At 72.9% G+C, this 15,717-nt stretch carries 15 protein-coding genes; 4 read left to right on the top strand and 11 right to left on the bottom strand.

Annotated elements, in window-relative coordinates; genetic code table 11:
• Positions 1-26: 26 nt before the first annotated feature.
• From ACZ6C1_RS15270 to ACZ6C1_RS15220, 11 genes are all read right to left on the bottom strand, one after another.
• Positions 27-395 (bottom strand): toxin-antitoxin system YwqK family antitoxin, encoded by a 369-nt coding sequence (locus ACZ6C1_RS15270; protein WP_469241110.1) that lies wholly within the window; start codon positions 393-395, stop codon positions 27-29.
• Positions 395-3,241: a YwqJ-related putative deaminase gene (locus ACZ6C1_RS15265; RefSeq protein ID WP_469241108.1), complete on the bottom strand. Its 2,847-nt coding sequence runs from the start codon at positions 3,239-3,241 to the stop codon at positions 395-397. Before ACZ6C1_RS15265 ends, ACZ6C1_RS15270 begins: the two co-directional genes overlap by 1 nt.
• Positions 3,238-3,663: a DUF6507 family protein gene (locus tag ACZ6C1_RS15260; RefSeq protein ID WP_073756719.1), complete on the bottom strand. Its 426-nt coding sequence runs from the start codon at positions 3,661-3,663 to the stop codon at positions 3,238-3,240. The genes ACZ6C1_RS15265 and ACZ6C1_RS15260 overlap by 4 nt, the downstream gene beginning before the upstream one ends.
• A gap of 23 nt (positions 3,664-3,686) precedes the next feature.
• Positions 3,687-4,001 carry a pore-forming ESAT-6 family protein gene (locus ACZ6C1_RS15255; protein ID WP_469241107.1) on the bottom strand — a complete coding sequence of 105 codons (315 nt, stop codon included), beginning with the start codon at positions 3,999-4,001 and terminating at the stop codon, positions 3,687-3,689.
• Positions 4,002-4,031: 30 nt separating this feature from the next.
• A complete protein-coding gene (locus ACZ6C1_RS15250) occupies positions 4,032-4,364 on the bottom strand; it encodes a hypothetical protein (RefSeq protein WP_073756717.1) in 333 nt (110 codons plus the stop codon).
• Positions 4,365-4,509: 145 nt separating this feature from the next.
• Positions 4,510-5,931, bottom strand: coding sequence for a DUF6177 family protein (locus ACZ6C1_RS15245; protein WP_469241104.1), 1,422 nt, complete (start codon positions 5,929-5,931; stop codon positions 4,510-4,512).
• 23 nt (positions 5,932-5,954) lie between these two features.
• Positions 5,955-9,938 carry a type VII secretion protein EccCa gene (gene eccCa, locus ACZ6C1_RS15240; RefSeq protein ID WP_469241101.1) on the bottom strand — a complete coding sequence of 1,328 codons (3,984 nt, stop codon included), beginning with the start codon at positions 9,936-9,938 and terminating at the stop codon, positions 5,955-5,957.
• A gap of 14 nt (positions 9,939-9,952) precedes the next feature.
• Positions 9,953-11,497, bottom strand: coding sequence for a MinD/ParA family ATP-binding protein (locus tag ACZ6C1_RS15235; protein WP_469241099.1), 1,545 nt, complete (start codon positions 11,495-11,497; stop codon positions 9,953-9,955).
• Positions 11,498-11,530: 33 nt separating this feature from the next.
• On the bottom strand, positions 11,531-12,886 hold the full coding sequence (gene eccD, locus ACZ6C1_RS15230; RefSeq protein WP_469241098.1) for a type VII secretion integral membrane protein EccD: 1,356 nt from the start codon (positions 12,884-12,886) through the stop codon (positions 11,531-11,533).
• A gap of 100 nt (positions 12,887-12,986) precedes the next feature.
• Entirely contained in the window at positions 12,987-13,280 is a 294-nt protein-coding gene (locus ACZ6C1_RS15225; RefSeq protein ID WP_469241096.1) for a hypothetical protein, read from the bottom strand.
• Positions 13,281-13,382: 102 nt separating this feature from the next.
• The gene (locus ACZ6C1_RS15220; protein WP_469241093.1) at positions 13,383-13,865 is read right to left on the bottom strand and encodes a DUF5994 family protein; all 483 of its coding nucleotides are present in this window, start codon (positions 13,863-13,865) and stop codon (positions 13,383-13,385) included.
• A 218-nt stretch (positions 13,866-14,083) separates the two neighbouring features.
• Here ACZ6C1_RS15220 and ACZ6C1_RS15215 point away from each other — a divergent pair, with 218 nt between their 5' ends.
• From ACZ6C1_RS15215 to ACZ6C1_RS15200, 4 genes are all read left to right on the top strand, one after another.
• Entirely contained in the window at positions 14,084-14,347 is a 264-nt protein-coding gene (locus tag ACZ6C1_RS15215) for a hypothetical protein (protein WP_469241091.1), read from the top strand.
• A gap of 104 nt (positions 14,348-14,451) precedes the next feature.
• Positions 14,452-14,808 (top strand): PRC-barrel domain-containing protein, encoded by a 357-nt coding sequence (locus ACZ6C1_RS15210; protein WP_469241089.1) that lies wholly within the window; start codon positions 14,452-14,454, stop codon positions 14,806-14,808.
• Between the two features lie 33 nt (positions 14,809-14,841).
• Positions 14,842-15,015: a hypothetical protein gene (locus ACZ6C1_RS15205; protein WP_469241087.1), complete on the top strand. Its 174-nt coding sequence runs from the start codon at positions 14,842-14,844 to the stop codon at positions 15,013-15,015.
• A 234-nt stretch (positions 15,016-15,249) separates the two neighbouring features.
• On the top strand, positions 15,250-15,579 hold the full coding sequence (locus tag ACZ6C1_RS15200) for a hypothetical protein (RefSeq protein ID WP_469241085.1): 330 nt from the start codon (positions 15,250-15,252) through the stop codon (positions 15,577-15,579).
• Positions 15,580-15,717 lie beyond the last annotated feature (138 nt).

Here is a 15,717-nt window from a genome sequence, read left to right as displayed (position 1 = left end):
GTGGCCCCAGTGCTTCCGCCCCCCCTTCAGCCGTCGCGGCGCCACGAAGTCAGCTGGGTGCCGGCCTCGTCCCACGTGTCCTCCTCACGGAGCGACGCCTTGGAGTCGTCGAAGAACTTCCGTGACTTCAGGACGCCGTTGGGATGCCACTCCTTGAACTCGCCCCGTGCCCGACCCTGCCGGACGACGCCCTCGGAACGAAGGGTCCCGTCCTGATACCACTCCCGGGACAATCCGTTCTGAATCCCGTCCGTGTACTCGTCCAGGCTGATCAAGTGCCCGTTCTGGTACTCGGCGGCTTCCCCGGTGAAGGGCTCACCGCGGTAGATCAGACGCTGGGCGTGGTCCATGTCGACGTCCGGATCGTCGATGTCGATCCTCACAGCAGAAGTCATCAGGGAATCCAGTTCTCGTCACTCGGCGGGAAGCCGGTGAACCTGCCGTGGCTGCTGGGCAGCCCTTGCAACATATGGTTGCAGTTCGCACAGAAGGGCGCCCGTCGGCCCGGATCACCGGTCTTGATGTCATTGAGGTAGGGGAACTCGACCGACGCGCGCAACTCGGCGAGGGCGTCGGGGCCGTCCGGAAGCCCCTGGCGCGTACGCATCCAGAGCAACTCGTTGGCCGCCTTGACCTCGGCATGGCCCAGGGGGTCGTCCTTGTGCGGCGGCGGGTCACCGATGGTGTCCAGCCTGTCCTTCAGGGTGGGGTGAAGGTCGTCCAGCTTGATGACGACATCCGCCTTGCCGTTGATGCCTTCGATGACCGTGCCCGTCCGGAGGTCCATCACGGACCCCACGCACGCCCCGGCCTGCTTCCTGGGGAAATCGCCGGAGTCCTTGGCCGCGCGGTACTCGGCGCCGCGCTTCTGGGCGAGTTCGTCGAGGTAGTCGGCGACCGGCCGACCGTCGACGTGTGTGATCACATCGCCCGACTTGGTCACACGCGGGCCGTCGGGGTCGATCTGCTCCATGAGCTTCTGACCGTGCCCCGGCGGCGGGACGGCTCCGTTCTCGCCCACGACGGTGTCCGGGGAGAGCGCCTCCTCGGGGCCGGCCGCGGAGCCAGGGGTGTTGTGGTCGGGCGTCCCTCCCGTACCCTCCGGGCCGTGCGGCCCGGTCGCCTCGTCCGCGCCGGCCGTCGCCTCGTCCGCGCCCGCCGCGGCGTCGTCCAGGGCGCCCGCGCCGGGAACGCCGGTGTCGGCCGCCGGACCGCCGGGGACGGCATTGTCGGCTGCCGAACCGCCGGGGGTGGCGTTGTCGGCCGTCGAGGCGCCGGGCGGGACGTCGCGGGAGCCGCCGCCCGTGGGCGGGGCGGCGTCGCCGGGGCGGGTGCCGCCCGTGCCCGGGGTGTTGTCCACGCTGTTGGTGGGCAGGTTGTCGCCCGCGCCGCCGGGGAGGTTGTCGCCCGCGCCGCCGGGGAGGTTGTTGCCGGCCTGGCCCGTGGGCAGGTTGTCCGCGAGGCCGCCCGGGGTGTTGTCGGCGAGGCCCGCCGGGGTGTCCGGGACGCGTACGGGGGCGTCGTCGCCGATGCGGCCCACGTCGCCCAGGTTGGTGTCCAGGCTGTTGCCGAGGCTGACGGCGGTGTTGTCGCCCGCGTGGACGGCCGCGCCCGCCATGGCCGGGACCTTGGCCGGGGTGTCCACCCGGGGGTTGTCCGCGCCCGTGGCCGGGGTGGCGTCGGGGTCCGTACCCCGGTCGACCACGTCCGTGGGCGCTTTCTTCACGTCGCCGACGACCTTGCCGCTCTCGTCGAGGATGTTGCCGTCGCGGTCCAGGTACTGCGGCGGTTCGCCCTCCTTGACGGGCAGCGGCGTCGCGTCCGCGGGCACCGCCGGGGTGTCCTTGGGGAGGGCGACCGTGCCTTCCTGGAGCGGCGTCGAGCCCGCCGGGGCCGGGACGTCGTCCGGGAGCTTGACCATGCCGTCGCCAAGGTCGACCGCGCCCGGCGGGACGGTGCTGCCCTCGGGGAGGCGGACCGTGTCGGAGGGGACCTCGATCGCGCCCGGGGGCAGCGGGCTGCCGTCGGGGAGGTGGATCGTGCCGTCGGGGCGCATCAGGGAGCCCTCGGGGAGGACGACGGTGCCCTCGGGGATGGGCGGCAGGTCGATGTTGCCCATGCCCTTGAGGCCGGTCATCACGTCGCCGATCTTCGTGATGCCCGCGCCCGCGCCCTTGAAGAGGTACGTCGTCGGGTCGATCGCCCGTCCGGCCTTGCCCGCGAAGGAGATGGCCCGGGCCGCTGCACCCGCCTTGCCGGCGCCGGACACCGCGCCGCCCGCACCGCCGGTGAAGACGGTGGTCAGCACGTTGAAGGTGACCGCGCCGGCCGCACGGGCGGGGTTCGAGCCCCACTGGTCCCAGGCGACCAGCGCCTTGCCGGTCTCCTTCATGGCCGTGCGGGAGTCCCTGATCCAGCCGGGCAGCTGCTTGTCGTCGGCCATCCAGTACGCCGCGCCCAGCGGGCTCGCGGTGATCACCAGACCGGTGGCGAGCAGGCCCAGGCCCTTCCAGGCCTGTCCGGCCGCGTCCCAGCCCTGGAAGCCCACCAGGGTGCCGAGGCCCTTGATGGTGCCCCAGACACCGTCGACGATGACGCCCTTGCCGAAGTCGTAGGCGTGCTCCCACACCTGCCACCACGGCGTCGACTCCTCGACCGCGTCGCCCCAGGGAAGGCTCTTGGCCTGCTTGAGGGCCTCGGCGTCGTAGCCGTACATGCCCTCGCCGTTGGAGCCGTCGTTGACCTTCAGCGCCTTGCCGCCGACCAGGGCGACGATCTTGGCGTGGGCGGCGCGCTCGGCGGCCTGGAACTGCGTCCAGACCTCGGCGATCTCGTTGCGGCGGTCGTTGTTCTCCTCGACCAGGTCGCCGTCCTCACGCCACTTGTCGTCCTCGGCGATCTTCTGCCGGAAGGTGACGGCGTCGCGGCGCAGGTCGTCCAGCTTCTGCTTCAGGGGGCGGATGTCACTGGCGTATGTCCCCAGCGCGCCGGCGATGGTGCACATGTCACCACTGATGTCGAGCGCCTTGTCCTTCACCGGCTGGGTCGTGGCGAAGAGCTGGTCGGCCTCGGGGGCCTTGTAGAAGGCGCTCAGCCCGCCGAAGGAGCTGTGGACGTCGCCGGCGGCGGTGGCGATCTTGCCGCCGGCGCCGGACAGCGCCTTGACCTTCTCGTCGAGCAGTTCGAGGTTGCCGGTGAAGACCGGCACTTCGGCCGGGTCGACCGGCTGGTTCTCGCTCACTTCTTCCCCCCGAGCTCCTTCAGCAGGTCCAGTCGCACCTGTCGCGCCGCGTCCTGGGCCTCCTTGGCCTGGGTCAGGTCGCCCTCGACGTACTCGTTGGTCGCCGTGGCCGCGCCGATGACCGCCGCCTGGATGCGCTTCGCCATGGGCTCGAAGTGCGTCTTCTGCCGGCCGGCCATGTACTCGGCCAGCGCCGCGCCCACCGGGCCGGTCGCCTTCTGCGTCAGCGGCGCGCCCGAGGCCGTCGGGCCCTGCAACGGAATGTTCGCGGCCGAACCCGGAACCGCCGTCCCCGCCGCCTGCGCGGCCTGCTGCATGTCGGTGACCAGGGCGTTCAGTGCCTTCTCCAGGTCACCGGCGTGTGTGCCGACGACCTTGAGCTGACCCTGCACCCCCTGGGGCTGGATGTCCCACGCCGTCATGAAAACGCTCCCCCGTACCCGCGTCAGCCGATGTTGTCGACCGCGGCCTTCGCGCGCTGCAGCGTCGCCTGAGCGGTCGCGTCGTTCTTCTCCAGCGTCGTCTTCAGAAGCTGGATGATGTTGCGGACCTCCTGGGAGGCGGAGTACCAGCGCAGTTCCTTGCCGTGGTACTCGTCGGCCACGCCATCGGCCGCGAAGTCCGTCATGGCGGCCTTCACCTGCGCGTCACGCGCGGAGATCACCTGCTCCAGACGCGCGATCACCGCCTGGATGTTCATCTGGGCCTCGGACGAGGCACCCGTGTCGTACGAACGACGGTCGCTACCCGCAGCAGCCATCAGCAATCAACTCCCCGTGTACGGATCGGTCTAGCGGCCCGAGAAACGCGCCGCGTCGAAGTTCGCCGACGACATCTGCGTCCGCGCGTTGTCACCCTGCTCCTGGTCACCGGTGCCGAACGCCGACTCCATGCCGGACTGGCCGCCCAGGATGGCCGCCAGCGAGCCGTTCAGCGCCGCCGTGATCTCGTCCGAGCGCGACTTGAACGAGTCGAACGCCACCTTGCCCGCGCCGTTGAACTTGCCCTCCAACGGCGCCGCCGCCTGGACCAGCTGACGGATCAGCAGGCCGAGGTCGTTGCTCGAACCCTGCGACTGGGACATCAGGGTCGACAGGACCTGCGCCCCCATATCGAACTTCATCGGGCTACCCCCGCTGCGATGGACGATCGTATGGATCGAATGTACGACTACATGCCTACCAACTCAGGCGTCGCTCCTGCAATCAGCAATTACCGACCCGGGGTCCTCTGTGACGAACACATGACATCGGAGGAGATCACTCCGGTCACTCCCCCTTCAGATGCCGTACCAGCCGCTCGAAGTCCTGCCAGCCCGACAGGTCGGACGGGTCACCGGGCAGCGGGTAGTACAGCGCCGGCCGGGTTTTCGGGCCCAGTTGGACCGGCGCCCGGTCCAGCGGGGTGTTCCGCGCACGGTCGGCGGGCATCGCGCGGACCTCCTCCGCCCCGAGCACGAAGGCCAGCGGAACACCCGGCCCCTCGAAGCGCGGCGGAACCGCCAGGTCACGTCGCGCTTTGCGGAGTTGTACGAGCATCGACCGCAGGCGGTGCCGGGTGGCGAGCACCTCGGCGGCCCTCGGCACGGCATCCACCGGGGGCTCCTCGTCCGGTCCGTATCCGAACGCCAGCGTGACCTCCTCCTCCACGCCCGCCTTCGTACGGCTGACGCGCACCGTGGCCAGACCGGGCCGCTCCGGGCCGCCCACCACGACCACCCACGTCGGCTCGGGCGCCCGTTCGTGGGCGACGTCCGTCAACCGGCGCAGCGACCACGGCAGGTTGGCGGGCTCCGCCGTACCCCACCCGGCCGGAGCCTCACCGGTCAGCTCCCGCCACACCGCCTCCAGCGCACCGCCCAGCACCAGCCGGTCGTCCGCCGGGTGGACCGTGCGGAACGTCACGGCGAGCTGCCGCTCACCGGTGTCCTCGGCCCCCTCCTGGTACGAGGCGGCCACCCGGGCACGCAGTTCCTCCTCCGTGGAGCCGGGTGCCGCGACCGGGAAGAACATCCCTTCCTGCCACGCCAGTACCGCCCCGGTCAGCCCGTCGTAGTAGCCGTCCCGCTCGTCCTGCACGACCCAGCGCGACGGCCAGCCGGACAGCGCCCCCCGTACCGCCGGGGAGAGCGTGGTGCCCGCCGGGCTGACGATCTGCAGCCCCAGCCCGCCCTCGGCCGCCGCCCGGAAGGCGTCCGCCAGCCATGCCGTCATGGCGACCACAGGGCGGTCCTGGATGACGACGGCCACCTTGTCGGTGAGCACGTCCACCGCCGGCTGCGCGGCGGCCTGCGGCGGCGCGACGCCCACCCCCTCCGACGCCACCACGGCCAGCGACCGCGCCGCCTCCGGGGGCCACGCCGAGCCGCCCGTCAACGACACCAGCCGGGCTGCGAAGGTGCCCGCCAGCCGCTCCGCCTCCCCCACCCCGGTCGTGGCGCGGGCCTCCGTCCACCAGAACGGCACCGGCGGCGGCGTCGCCCCCAGCAGCCGCTCGGCCTCGCCCGGGACCTGCACCAGCAACGGCGCCTCGACGGAGACCAGGGGCCGGCCCTCCTCGTCGCAGAGCTGTACGACGGCGTCCTCCCCGGTCGTCCGCACCAGCTTGTCGGGGCCGCCGGAGAGCAGGCCCGCGAGCACCGTCCACGGGTCGGGCATGCGCTCGGTGAGGGCTATGACGTCCTTGGTCATGGGGTCGTCCGGTCCTTACGTCATCAGGTTTCGGGTGTGTACACCGTCTGGATCAGGCGGTTCGACTGACCCCTGCGGATCAGCACGCCCCGCCCCGGCGGCTGCTGGGAGGCGTACACGCCGGGGAACAGCTGGCCCTCGCTGCGGTCGCCCGCCATGAGGATCGCCGACGCCCCCGACTCGCGCAGGCCCTGCACCAGCGGCTCGTACATGCCGCGCGAGGCGCCCGCGACACGGCGTGTCAGGACGAAGTGGAGGCCGATGTCGACGGCGGAGGGGATGTACGGCAGGAACGGCGCCAGCGGCGCCTGGCCGGCCGTCGTCAGCACGTCGTAGTCGTCGACGAGGACCACGATCCGCGGGCCGCTGCCCCAGCTGCCCGGCTCCAGGTCCTCCAGTGCGGCGCCCTCGTCGGGCAGCCGCTTCTCCAGCTCGGTGGCGATACCCGCCGCCAGCCCCCCGCACAACTTGGCGTTGTACGCGTACCCGCCGAGGAACTCCTCCGGCACGACGCCCCGCAGGCCGCGCCGCGGGTCCATGACGGCGAGGACCAGTTCGTCCTCCCCGTACCGCTCGACGAGCCCGGCGGCGACGGTCTTCAGCAGGTTCGTCTTGCCGCACTCGCTGTCGCCCATGACCAGCAGGTGCTGGTCGTGCGCGAACAGGTCCAGCAGCACGGGCGCGAGCGCCGTCTGGTCCAGGCCGATCGGCACCCGCTTGGGCTCGGCGACCGCGCCGGGCAGCACATGCGGCTCCAGGACGTGCGGCAGGACCCGCACCGGCTGGGCGACCTCGCCGCTCCAGGCGGCGCGGACCTGGCGGGCGGTGCGCTCCAGGACGGTGCCGAGGTCCGTGTTGTCGGCGAGGGAGTCCGTACGGGGCAGGGCGGCCTGCGCGAACAGCTTGCCGTCGGTGAGGACGCGGCCCGGCTCGTCGGGCGACAGGGTCTCGGCCAGCTTGCGGTCGATGCTGGTCTCGGTGGCGTCGTTGAGGCGCAGCTCCACCCGGGTGCCGAAGTACGACTGGGTCGCGATGCGGACGTCGTTCCAGCGGAGCATGCCGGCCACGACGTGGATGCCGTACCCGCCGCCCCGCTTGAGGATGTCGACGACCGCGTCGTCCAGCTCGTCGAAGTCGTCCCGCAGCGCGCCGAAGCCGTCGATGACCAGGACGATCTCGGCGGAGGAGAGCTGTGGCAGCCGGCCGGCCGCGTGCAGGGTGCGGAGCTGCTCGACGGAGTCGATGTTGTGCTCGCGGAAGAGGTCCTCACGCGCGGTCAGCATGTTCCGTACCTCTTCGACCGTGCGGGCGGCCCGCTCACGGTCGGCGCGGCTCGCGATGCCGCCGACGTGCGGGAGGCCGGAGAGGGCCTGGAGGCCGCCGCCGACGAGGTCGAGGCCGTAGACGCCGACCTCCTGCGGGGTGTGGGTCAGCGCGAGCGACAGGACGAGCGTACGGAGCAGGGTGGTCTTCCCCGACTGCGGGCCGCCGATGACGGCGGCGTGGCCGCCCGCCACCGTCAGGTCCAGGAACCACTGGCCCTGCCACTGCTTGGTCGGGTCGTCGAGCAGGCCCAGCGGCACCTGCAGCGGGCCGCGCCGCGCGGAGAGCTGCATACCGCGCGGGCCGGCCTGGAGCGGCCCGGCGACCTGGTCGAGGGCGACCGCGCCCGGCAGCGGTGGCAGCCAGATGCGGCGCACCGGGTCGGTGGGCGCGTTCTCCAACTGCTCGACCATGACGCCCAGTTCGGTCGGGCCGGTCTCGCGGCGCCGTGCCGTGCTCTCCTTGGGCCCGGTCTCCTCCGAGGCGCCGAGGGTGTTGTACGCCTCGTACTCCAGGGCCAGGGGGCCGGTGTCCTCGTCCTCCGCGCGCCGGACCGGGCCGCGGTAGGCGCCGGAGACGTAACTCGCCTTGAACCGCTCGTAATGACTGGTGTCGACCTTCAGATAGCCGAAACCGGGCAGCGGAGGCAGGTGGAACGCGTCGGTGGTGTCCAGGACCGTACGGGACTCGTCGGCGGAGAAGGTGCGCAGGCCCAGCCGGTACGACAGGTAGGTGTCCAGGCCCTTGAGCCGCCCGCCCTCGATGCGCTGGCTGGACAGCAGCAGGTGCACGCCGATGGAGCGGCCGATGCGGCCGATGGACAGGAACAGGTCGATGAAGTCGGGCTTGGCGGTGAGGAGTTCGCCGAACTCGTCGATGACGATGAACAGGTGCGGCAGCGGCTCCAGGTCGGGCCGCTTCTCGGCGCGCAGGGCCGCGTAGTCACCGATGTCGGCGACGTTGCCCGCGTCCTTGAGGACCTGCTGGCGGCGCTTGACCTCACCGGCGAGCGAGGCGTGGACACGTTCGACGAGACCGGCCTGGTTCTCCAGGTTGGTGATGACACCGGCGACGTGCGGGAGGTCGGCGAACGGGGCGAAGGTGGCGCCGCCCTTGTAGTCGACGAGGACCAGGGCGAGATCCTCCGGCGGGTGGGTGGCCACCAGGGCGAGGACGAGGGTGCGCAGCAGCTCAGACTTTCCGGAGCCGGTCGCGCCGACGCACAGGCCGTGCGGGCCCATGCCCAGCTCGGAGGACTCCTTCAGGTCCAGCAGCACCGGCTCGCGCGCGTCGCTGATGCCGATCGGTACGCGGAGGAAGGCGCGCTCCCCGCGCGGCGCCCACAGCGTCGCGAGGTCCAGCCGCGCCACGTCGTCGATGCCGAGCAGGTCGGCGAAGTCGACCGGCCCGGACAGCGGCGCGTCGGCCATCGACTCGGCCGACAGCCGCAGCGGCGCCAGCATCCGGGCGAGGCCCTCCGCGAACGGGACGGACACCTCGTCGACCGTGCCGTGGGCGCTGATCGGCTCCTCCTGGCGCAGGTCCTCGATGAGGACCTGGTCGCCGTCGACGGTGATCCGGACGCCGACGTGGCCGGGCTCCTGGATGCGCTGCTCCAGCAGGTGCAGGACGGTGACGCCCATCTCCCGCAGCCCCACCGCGTCGTCGGGGCGCGGCAGTTCGACGGCGTCCTCGCCGTGTCCGTCGGTGACCACCAGCAGCCGGGACGACATGGACAGGGCGTCCTTGCCGGACAGGCCTCGGCGCACCTCGGCCGCGTAGGAGGCGCGCCGGCGCAGCTCGGGGCCCATCTGCCGGGCGAGCTGCGACGCGGACGGCGCGATGCGGCGGGCGGCGACGGGCCCGTCGAACTGCTCGGTGTCGAGCAGGTGCGGCATCCACTTGGCCCATTCCCAGTCGGCGAGCCGCTCGCCGGGCACGGCGAGCCCGATCGCCACGTCGTCGGGGGCGTGCAGGGCCGCGGCCTGCACGAGCAGGGCGCGCGCCACCCGCAGGCAGTCCTCGCGGGGGCCGATGACGCTGATGTTGCCGACGCGGTCGAGGGGGACGGTCAGCGGGAGTTCGGTGCCGGTGCGGAAGCGGTCCATCAGCGCCGACGCCTCGTTGAGCATGAACCGGTCGGGCGGCGTGAGGACGGACGAGCCCCCCTGGTCGGCGATCTTCAGGTCCCGTACCGGCATCTCGCCCGTGCCCACACGTACGCGCAGGAAGTCCGCGTCGAGCCGGCGGCGCTCCCAGAGCCGGGCCGGGTCGCGGACGATGTCGTACAGCGCGTGCGGCGGCGGGTTGAGCACGTCGGCGCGCTCACGCCGTTGCCGCTCCTCGGCGGACAGCTCCTCGCGCAGGTCCTCCAGGTAGGCGAGGTACGCCTCGCGCTGGGTGCGGCGGGTGCGCTGCGCCTTGCCGCGCTGCGAGAAGACCAGCACGAGCGAGCCGATGACGGTGATGACGAGGATCAGCGCGCCGAGGGCGGCGAACTGGCTGTTGCGCACGACCGTCATCATCACCACGGACGACATGACACCGGCGACGGGCAGCAGCGACATCGCGACGTTGCCGCCCTTGCCCTCCGGGAGGTTGGGCGGGGCCTCTATGGTGCGCGCCTCGGGGGCGGCGGGCGGCCGGGTGGTCCTGGCGGGGCGGTGTATCAGTCGGGTACTCATCGTTCCGCTCCCCCTCAGTGGCGCTTCTGGGACAGCCGGAAGACGTCGGCGGCCAGCCGGGTGGCGGCCTGCCGGGTGGGGTGGGCGAGCAACTCGGTACGGATCGGGCCGCCGGCCGCCAGGTGCCGGTCGTAGGGCAGGACCTGGACGGTCGCCCCGGTGGAGGCGAGCTTCGCGGCGGCCCCGTCGAGGTCCAGCCCGGCGTGCGGCACCAGTTCGGTGAGGACGACGACGGTGCCGGCGATGATGTGGCGGGGCAGGCCCTGCATCCACTGGAGCACCGCGTGGGTGCTGGTGATGCCCTCCAGCGTGGCGGGCGTGGTCAGCACGCGGGCCTGGGCGGCGGACAGCGCGACCCGGGCCACCTCGGCGGGCAGGGTCTCGCAGTCGACGACGGTCACGCCGAAGTAGCGGCGCAGCGCCACCATGACCCGCTCGTACGCCCGGGTGTCCAGCATCGCGCCGATACGCCCCTGGCTGCCGGGCAGCAGCCAGGCGTTGTCGGGGAGCTGGACGAGGTAGCCGGTGACGTCGAGCAGCGACATCTGCGGCTCGACGATGCCGGCGACGTCGCCGGTGGTCCACCGCAGCGTCTCGGCGCCGAGCCGCAGCGGGAGTGATCCGAGCGCCGGGTCGGCCTCGACGAGGAGTACGGGGTCCTGCCGGTAGTGCGCGTACGTGAGTCCCAGCAGCGCGGCGACGGTCGACTTCCCGGCCCCGCCGCGGATGGACGTCACGGCGATCTGCCGCCCGGTCGTCACCGGCTGCTGCAGCGTCTCGGCGGTACGGGTCGTCTCGGCGACCTCCCGTGCGGCGGACGACGAAACGGTACGGCGTACGGCACGGAGGGCGCGGGTGGCCAACGGCTCGCCCCGGCGCGGCTTCCGCCCGGCGGCGGCGAGGTTCTTGTCGACGACGGGGCGCGAGTCGGGGGTGGCGGGGCCCTGGGGGTAGGGGGCGGGGGTGGCGTGCGGGGCGGGGGGCTGCGGCGTCTGGTGGTGCGGCGCCTGAGGCTGGGGTGCCTGCGGGGCGGGGGTGGCGTGCGGGGCGGGGGGCTGCGGCGTCTGGTGGTGCGGCGCCTGGGGCTGGGGGGCCTGGGCGTGCGGCGCCTGAGGCTGGGGGGCCTGGGCGTGCGGCGCCTGAGGCTGGGGGGCCTGGGCGTGCGGCGCCTGAGGCTGGGGGGCCTGGGCGTGCGGCGCCTGGGCGTTGGCCTGGTGCTCCTGCGCCACATGGGCCTGCCGCTCTTGCGCCTGCGGGGCGGGCTGCTGTGCCGGGACGCGCCCGGCCGCTGGGGCGGGTGCTACAGGAACCGCCTGCGCGGCACCCTGCGCCGAGGGCGCGGGCGCGGCGGGCGCGGGCTCCGGGCGGGCCGCGGCACTGTGTCCGGGCGCACCGGGGGCCTGCGCGCCGGCGCCCGACGTGGGCGCGGCGCCCTCGGGCGTACCCGGAGCGGCGGGAGCGGCAGGGGTCTGCGTGCCCTCCTGCGGCGCGGGCTGCCGGGCGGCGCCGGCGCGCAGGTCGCGCAGGACGTCGCCCTGCCAGTTGTCTCCGTTCGGCATGTCTGCCCTTCTTCTCCCGCCCTGCCGCAGATCTCAGAACTTGTTGAGCAACTGCCCGTACACGCCGAACACACCGACCGCGAGCGGGAAGAGCCCCACCATGCCGATGGATTCGACCAGATCGGCCATGCGCCCCAGCCGTACCCGCACGTGCTCCGGCGGCTGGACCGCCAGGACCACCAGCGGCAGCACCGCGGCCGCGCACAGCACGGTGAGCGGACCGGCGCCCCCGGCGTGGGCCGTCCACAGCATCACGAGGCGTACGACGAGGAGCGCCGCCGCGGTGAACAGCGCCACGACCTCCGCGACCAGCGGGAAGGCCCGGGCCCTGGACAGCAGCACCACGGCCACGACCGACGGCAGCACGACCGTCCAGACGCTCGGCCGGTCCGCCAGGGTGAGCAGCCAGCCGCCGGCGGCCGCCGACAGCGCGGTGACGATCGTCGCGAGGGCGAGGCCCCGGTGCGTGGCCGCGAGGGCGTTGCCCACCTGGTGGCGGCTGACGGAAGTGCCGCCCGAGCGCCGGTCGTCGAGCGCGGTGAGACCCGACGCCATCAGGGCGAGCCGGGGCAGCAGGCCGAGCAGCACCACGGAGAAGACGGCCATGACGGCACCGAGCCGCGCCGGGTCGTCCTGGACGGCGGCGACGGCCTCCCAGACGACGGTGAGCCCGGCGGTGGCCCCGGCGCCGACGAGCCCGCCGCGGCCGAGTGGCGAGAAGTACCCGAGCATCGCGAGCGTCACGGTGAGCGCACCGGCGACGGCGGCGAGCCGCGCGGCGCCGGACCAGTCGTGCGCGTCGGCGGCGGTCCAGGCGGCGAGGACGCCCAGCGAGCCGGAGGCGAGGAGCAGCGCGGTGGCCAGGCCCCGGTTGCCCTGCCCGATCCGGGCGACGAGCGCGCCGGCCGCGAGGAGGACGAACGTTACGGCGGCGAGGGCGCCGGCCAGGGCGTCGAGTGCGAACTCACGCCGGGCCAGCAGCGCGGCGATCACCGCGAAGACGACCGTCGCCACTCCCGCACCGGCCCTGCGGGCGGCGGGGCGCCAGCGCCACGCCTGGAGGTCGAGGTCGTCGGCCACCAGGTCGGTGACGTCGTGCACCACGGGAGCGGGCGGCGCGGAGTGCGCCCGGACGAGCCGGAGGACGGCGCCGTCGGCGATCCCGGCCGACGCCAGCGTGCTGTCGTGCGGCAGTGCCGAGCCGTCGGACGTGATCAGCTGCCGGGTCATCGGCCGGGACGCGGCACGGTCGTCCAGCAACTGGAGGATGTCCGGGAGCAGTTGACCGATCGGCGTGTCGGAGGGCAGGACGATGTCGGCCCGGCGTCGCTCGCCGACCAGGGTCACCCGGCTCAGTTGCGCCCGGGAAGTCGTTGCTGTGCTCACCACTTACGGGAACCTATCATCGCGACGTCGGGAATTTTCGGGCCATTTCGACCGGTCTCGATATCCACACCGCCGACGCTCCCCCCCATTCCCTTTACGGGTGTTACTGCGAACTCTTCCCGGAATCAGCGGACTTCTCCGGCTTCGCCGGTTGCTCGAACCGCTGCTCCTGTTTGCGCTGTTCGGCCTTCTGCTTGGCCAGGGTGTGCTGGAGGAAGGACCACCCGACGCACCCCGCGCACAGGACGGCCGCGATGGCGAGACCCGCGAACACCTTGCCGAGCCGCTCGTCCGCCGTGCGTCGTGCCCGCTGGGCACCGAACAGCAGCGCGTCCCTCATTCTGCGCCGGCGTACGGCCACCGACTCCAGGAGCTGGCTGTCGTAATCCCGTGCCATGCGTCGTCCGTCCCCCTAGCTTTGCCTCCGCAACATAAGGCATGGGCGAGCGGCCAGTACACCCCCGGGGGGAACCGCCCGGGGCCCGGGACGGCAGGGGTGTCAGGGGATGACGTGGCCCGTGCCGGTGTCGATGAGGATGCCGGAGGCACCGGTGACATTGTCGGCCCGGACCGCCCGGGCCATCGCCTCGCGGGCCGCGTCCGCGGTGGCATGGGGAGGGACGACCAGGAGGGTGAAGTAGTCGCGGTCGCCCCGGGTGATGAGGACGGTGTCGTCGCCCACGGGGAACGAGTCGATGTGCACCACACGGTCGTCGATGACCAGACGTACGGGGAGGCCCTCCCACGCGTCGGCGTCCAGACCCACGCGGGTCACGGGACCGAGGTGCTCGGTGAGGACGCCGACCAGGTTCGGCAGCTCGGCGCCGATGTCACGCGAGCGCGGCCACCAGGCGCCGTCGAGGACGCCCTCGCGCGACCCGGTGGTCTGGAGCCTCACCAGCGCGGTGCCGGGCTTCACCGCTCGGTGGATCGCGTCGGGAAGCTTCCGCGAGGACGGGGAGGGGGAGTCGGAGTGCGTCATGGTGGTGCCGCCCGTCTACGTCCGGCCGGTCGACCAGCCGGTGAATTCACCGTACTCCGTCACGCGGGGCGCGTACCGCACACGAGGAACGCATGTTCCGACGGCGGGGCGCTGACGCCCGTGACACGCGCCGTACCGCGACGACGAACGCCGCAGCACCGGACCGCCGGCCCGGCGCCCGGCTCGACGCGGCCCCCCGGATGAGGAACGATCCGACCATGAGCACCGCGGAACCCCTGCCGGCGGCCGGACACGCCGAGGTCCGGATCGTCGCCGCGTCCCCCGAGACGGCCCGCCGCGTCGCGGAGGTCCTCCGGCGCTGCTTCGACGCGTCCGAGCAGCGCAGCTACCCCGCCGGGAGTGAGGGAGGCACCCGGCTCCACCTCACCCTGGACACCACCCGCCCGGCCGAACCCGCCCGGTCCTGGCTCTCCACCAGCACCTCCACGCCCGACGGCCCCTCGCACGCCGACGAGCTCTGACCGGCCGCACACCTCCGGGCACCGGTGCGGTGGCGCCCACCCGCGTGCGGATGGAGGCTGGACAGCGAGAACGACCGTACGGACTCGCTCAGAGGGTGGAACGCATGATCCAGTCAGCAGACATCCGCGAGTGGCGCAACCACGACGTGGTGGACCCCAAGGGCCACAAGATCGGCGTGCTGGAGGCCGTCTACGTGGACACTTCCACCGACGAACCGGCCGTCGTCACCGTCCGGACCGGGCTGCCGACCCGGCAGCGGCTCGTGTTCGTCCCCCTCGACGAGGCGGTCGTGGGGCCGGACTACCTGAAGGTGTCGCACTCCAAGGGCGAGGTCCGCAAGGCCCCGTCGATCGGCACGGACGACGTGCTGCTCGCGGAGAGTGAAGTGGAGATCTTCCAGCACTACGGCATGCGGTACGAGCCCGGCGTCGGCGGCGAGCGGAAGCTCGCGCGCCGCTGACCGGCGGTCCCGTTCGAGGAGGTGTCCGTCCCCATGGCGCTGTTCCTGTTCCTGGTCATCGTCGCCATCGTCCTCGGGCTCATCGGCGTCGTCGTCGAGGGTCTGATGTACCTGTTGATCATCGGCATCGTGGTGCTCGTCCTGAGCGTGTTCCTCTTCGGGTTCCGCTGGTCCCGGCGTCGCTCCCGCAGCCGCCCGCTGCGGTAGCCGCCACTCACCCGGACGGGGTCAGCCGGACGGGGTCAGGCGGTGACGCGACCACCCTCGCCGTGCCCGTGGCGACGACGGCGAGGAACGCTTCTCGGACCCGGACCGTGCCTTTCGGCCACGTGACGGCGTTGTCGGGGTGACCGCGAGCCGATCGCAGGCCGACCGCACGCAGCCGCACCAGCCGCGTGCGGCCCGGAAGACGAACCGGAAAACCGAACCGGAAAGAAGCTGATGACCAGGACCCGCCGCGTCACCGCCCGTATCGTCGCCACCACCGCCGCCACCGCGACCCTCGCCCTCGGTGGCGCCGCCACCGCCCAGGCGGCGGCCGCCGACCCGCTCGGCGGCCTCACCGGTGGCCTCACCGGCGGTCAGCCGGCCGGCCTGCCCGGTGGCCTCACCGAAAAACTGGGCGGCGGTCTCCTCGACAGCGCGTCCGGCCCCCTCGGCAGCGTGACCGGCCCGCTCGGCGGCGCCACCCACCTCGCCTCCGCCGGTGGCCTCGCGGGCGCCACCCAGTTCGCCCAGGGCCTGCTCGGCACGCTCAGCGCGGTGCGCTAGGGCGGTGCGCCAGGCGTGAAAGCGGGGCCGCGACCGGGAGTCCTCCGGTCGCGGCCCACCTTTGTGTTTTGTCCCGGGATTCGCCGCCCCCCGGCACCATTTCCCCCACACTGGCCCAAGTGGGGGGCAAGCGGGTGC

It is taken from the genome of Streptomyces sp. NPDC041796 (assembly GCF_055590785.1).
This window is presented reverse-complemented; position numbering and strand designations above follow the sequence as displayed.

Coding starts and splice junctions, on each gene's coding strand:
- ACZ6C1_RS15205 (WP_469241087.1), top strand. CDS start 14,842: ATGGCGCTGTTCCTGTTCCTGGTCATCGTCGCCATCGTCCTCGGGCTC.
- ACZ6C1_RS15225 (WP_469241096.1), bottom strand. CDS start 13,280: ATGGCACGGGATTACGACAGCCAGCTCCTGGAGTCGGTGGCCGTACGC.
- ACZ6C1_RS15270 (WP_469241110.1), bottom strand. CDS start 395: ATGACTTCTGCTGTGAGGATCGACATCGACGATCCGGACGTCGACATG.
- ACZ6C1_RS15210 (WP_469241089.1), top strand. CDS start 14,452: ATGATCCAGTCAGCAGACATCCGCGAGTGGCGCAACCACGACGTGGTG.
- ACZ6C1_RS15215 (WP_469241091.1), top strand. CDS start 14,084: ATGAGCACCGCGGAACCCCTGCCGGCGGCCGGACACGCCGAGGTCCGG.
- ACZ6C1_RS15245 (WP_469241104.1), bottom strand. CDS start 5,931: ATGACCAAGGACGTCATAGCCCTCACCGAGCGCATGCCCGACCCGTGG.
- eccCa (WP_469241101.1), bottom strand. CDS start 9,938: ATGAGTACCCGACTGATACACCGCCCCGCCAGGACCACCCGGCCGCCC.
- ACZ6C1_RS15260 (WP_073756719.1), bottom strand. CDS start 3,663: ATGACGGCGTGGGACATCCAGCCCCAGGGGGTGCAGGGTCAGCTCAAG.
- ACZ6C1_RS15235 (WP_469241099.1), bottom strand. CDS start 11,497: ATGCCGAACGGAGACAACTGGCAGGGCGACGTCCTGCGCGACCTGCGC.
- ACZ6C1_RS15220 (WP_469241093.1), bottom strand. CDS start 13,865: ATGACGCACTCCGACTCCCCCTCCCCGTCCTCGCGGAAGCTTCCCGAC.
- ACZ6C1_RS15200 (WP_469241085.1), top strand. CDS start 15,250: ATGACCAGGACCCGCCGCGTCACCGCCCGTATCGTCGCCACCACCGCC.
- ACZ6C1_RS15255 (WP_469241107.1), bottom strand. CDS start 4,001: ATGGCTGCTGCGGGTAGCGACCGTCGTTCGTACGACACGGGTGCCTCG.
- ACZ6C1_RS15250 (WP_073756717.1), bottom strand. CDS start 4,364: ATGAAGTTCGATATGGGGGCGCAGGTCCTGTCGACCCTGATGTCCCAG.